A 2,830-nucleotide genomic window follows, 5' to 3' on the forward strand; every position below is an offset into this window, starting at 1 on the left:
TTTCTAAACTTCTTGTAAAAAAGACACTAACAAAAAAGGATAAACATAAATTCGCTAAGATTCAAAAAACTTGATATTTTTAATAATTAGAAGTTATCAAATATACTTTGCAAAAGTACTTCTTTTAAGTTGGATGGTTTTTAAAATATTAGTTAAATTTAAAGTTGATTGGAATTGGTTGACTAAATAAAAAACCATTTTTTTATCAATTTTTTTAAGTTTTTCCATCATTTTTTCTAATAATTTAATTTTTTGTTTTAATTTATGCATCTTTATCCCGATTATCTTTAGCAATTATTTTTTTAATGTTTAATTAAATTTAATTATTTGTATTCTAGTTAAATTAAAAAGATAATATAAGAGAGTAAGATTATAAAAATAATACCAACTATATAACTTAATAAAAAAATTCAATTTATTTTTATTAATATAAAAAAGAATTATTAATTATTTTAATTTATTTCAAATTAAATTGACTTACTTATATATATATTTTTCCAAATGTTTTTGAAAAAGAAATATTTTAAATTGTTTATGAAATTTTCATAAATATCATTTTTATCAACATTTTAGAAAAAATCTTTTATATTTTGATTAAAAGCAATTATTATAATTCATTTTGAAAAGTTTTTAATATGTAATTAATTTTTATTTATTTTTTGAAAAATAATTTTTGCATTAACTAAAAATATATTATATCAAACTTAATAATTTTAATTTTATTATTTTATTACATTTATAATCCAAATTAGCTTATGATGGAATAAAATAAACAAAAATCTAAAAACAATTAAACTCCAATTTAAACTAAATTAAAAAATAAAACATTATTTTTTTTATTAAAAAATGATATATTTTGTGGATTTTTATGATTATTATAAAACATCAATAAAAGCAACAAAACCTTAATTATGACGCAAATTTTAACACTTTTAAAAATTAAATTAATTAAATATCATCAATTATACAATAAAAAAAATTTATTTTTTAATTATTAAAAAAAATTCCTAAAAAAGCGTTAATTATTATTTTTTTTAGGTTTTAAAAAATATTCATTATATTCATAACAAGAATGTATAATTTCAACAAATTCTTTTTTTAAACTGTTAACATAAGCTTCTATTTTATTTTTGTTTTGAAAATTAAAGCTATTTATTTGATTAAGTGATTCAATAAATTGACGACTTTGATTGTGAATTTTTTTACGGTTTTCATCGTTAATTTCATAATTTTTTTTAGCATGATTGATGTTAAATTCTAAATGATAACAAGCGATGTTAAGCAAAATATTATAACCAGTATCAGGGTTTGGTATTTTAAAAATCAAAAAATTATCATTAAATTTGGTTTTTTGATTTGGTTTTTTACCATTTTTTAAATTAATCCATTTTTTAATATTTTCTAAAATTTCTTTAAATTTATTTTTTTGAAATCCATTTACTAACAAAATAATGGAAGCGCAAAGAAAACGATGATGCATTCTGTGTAATAATTGTTTATAAGCGAATTCTAAATCCTCTTGACTATAATAATTTTTAGTTTCAATAATATAATCAGAATCAACTAAAATATCAACTTTTCCATGACCTTTTATTACCTCTCTATCAGTTTTTTTTCCCATATTTTTAAAATTATCTGCGATATAAGAATTAATAAAGTCTTCAGAAAATTTAGTTTCGTGAAAAACTTTTAATAAATGTCCATTACTTTCAAAATTTGTCATAATTTGATCTAATAATTGAATTATTTCCAAATATTTTTCTTTTTTTCTTTTTATCAAAATAAAATCCTCATATTAATTTTTTTTATTTTTTTTATTATTTTTAAAGAAATTATATAAAAGAGATGGTTTAATTATGCATTGCGAATATAATTTATGAGGATCATAAGTTTCTTTCCATGGAGATTCTTCATGAGTTTTTTCAATAAGTTGAACGTCACTCAGTTGACCAAAATCATCAAAAACTTGTTCTAAAATCGCTTTTTGTTCTTCGGAAATAGGGAAATTCGTCATTTGCGAACTAAAATCCAAATAATATTGTTTTTGAAATTCTTGTTTTAAAGTTTCGGCATAAACAGAAGGAATAACAGGACCATACGGCCATGCTTCGATGGCATCTGGAAATAAAACCTTATTATATTGGGCCAAATAATAACCTTGTGCATAATAAAGTAATTTTTGAATTTTAGTTTTATTTATTTTTTTATCTTTATTTACAAAAAACTGGGCAACATTAAAAACGTTGATTTTATTTTCTGAATTTACCATAATTAACTCCTTTTTAAAACTACTTTAAATAATAGAAGTATAACATTTTTATTTTAAAATTACAATCTTCTTGTTTATATAATATTTATTCTATATCTTTGGTCATATTTTTTGTTTTTTATTTTATTTTGCGGATAAAATAATTTATTATATTTTTTCAGTTAAATTTTTATTATTGATTCTTTAAGATATTAATAATTATAAATTGAATAGTAAAAATCTTATAAAATTATTAAAATTCCTTAAATAAGAAAATAAATAGAATAATATTAAAATTGATGGTATTCTAAAAAATAATATTGACCGTCTTTTTTCTATTACTTACGGATTTACCCCCCCTAAAAAGTCCGAATAATCCCCTTCAAAACCACTATCCTCTTTTCCAAATCAATTATCAAAATGAAAAGAAAAATCAGATCAAAAAATTAATTGGGAAAATTGATGTTTCTAAATTAGTAACTTTACAATTATATCCTCTAGATCCAAACAAGTTAGATAAATATCATAAACCTATCAAAACTAACTATAAGAAAGGTTTAAATATTATTTATTATCGTCAAG

Annotated in this window: 3 protein-coding genes and 1 pseudogene; 1 reads left to right on the plus strand and 3 read right to left on the minus strand. The window is 19.1% G+C overall.

What is annotated here, in order from left to right; translation table 11 throughout:
- Positions 1-96: 96 nt before the first annotated feature.
- The 3 genes from OC683_RS02215 to OC683_RS02225 form a co-directional block, all read right to left on the minus strand.
- Positions 97-270 (minus strand): hypothetical protein, encoded by a 174-nt coding sequence (locus tag OC683_RS02215; RefSeq protein ID WP_304514913.1) that lies wholly within the window; start codon positions 268-270, stop codon positions 97-99.
- 748 nt (positions 271-1,018) lie between these two features.
- On the minus strand, positions 1,019-1,780 hold the full coding sequence (locus tag OC683_RS02220; RefSeq protein WP_304514914.1) for a hypothetical protein: 762 nt from the start codon (positions 1,778-1,780) through the stop codon (positions 1,019-1,021).
- A 15-nt stretch (positions 1,781-1,795) separates the two neighbouring features.
- Positions 1,796-2,269 (minus strand): Panacea domain-containing protein, encoded by a 474-nt coding sequence (locus OC683_RS02225; RefSeq protein WP_304514915.1) that lies wholly within the window; start codon positions 2,267-2,269, stop codon positions 1,796-1,798.
- 314 nt (positions 2,270-2,583) lie between these two features.
- Between OC683_RS02225 and OC683_RS02230 the strand changes: the two are divergent.
- Positions 2,584-2,830 (plus strand): annotated as a pseudogene (locus OC683_RS02230) (phase variable surface lipoprotein); the annotation flags it as partial.

It is taken from the genome of Candidatus Phytoplasma crotalariae (assembly GCF_030586865.1).
Taxonomy (GTDB): domain Bacteria; phylum Bacillota_I; class Bacilli_A; order Acholeplasmatales; family Acholeplasmataceae; genus Phytoplasma; species Phytoplasma citri.